General features: G+C 43.1%; 1 protein-coding gene. It reads right to left on the reverse strand.

The window, feature by feature from the left end; all coding sequences use genetic code 11:
• Positions 1-543: BamA/TamA family outer membrane protein (locus tag A3738_RS04230; RefSeq protein WP_156503942.1), on the reverse strand; the 543-nt coding region annotated here is incomplete at both ends.

Raw genomic sequence — 543 nt, forward strand, 5'->3', positions numbered from 1 at the left:
TAAATGTATTCCACTGCAAAGCTAAGCCAGTTGACCATCTAATTTCTTCAAACGCAAAGTCATAACCTCGTGCGGTATCAAATACATTACCCGTATCAACAAAGTATGCCATTCTCATGGAGCTTTGATCTTTGATAAAAGGCAATGGAAATATTAGTTCAAAACTATTTTCAACTAGCAAATCACCGCCAAATGGATCAGCTGTCGCAAACTGGAACTGCTCAGTTGTCTTGGGACCAAGAGAGTTGTTTTCATACCCTCTTACCGAGTTGATACCACCGGCATAATAATGCTCATAAAATGGCATTTGATCTGTGTCACCATACGCCCCGCCATAAGCAAGCTCGTTCCGCATACGGAAAACAAAGTCGTGTTGACTGCTTAGCGGAACGTAAAAATTAGAGTTATAGCGAACCTTGTAAAATGAAAGATCGCTTCCCGGCACAGTAATCGAAGCGCTTAAACCTTGGCGCCAACCAGCGGTTGGGAACATGCCTCGATTCAACGTACTACGCGACCAACCACCATCAAGCTCATAATTGT

Source organism: Oleiphilus sp. HI0066 (assembly GCF_001635725.1).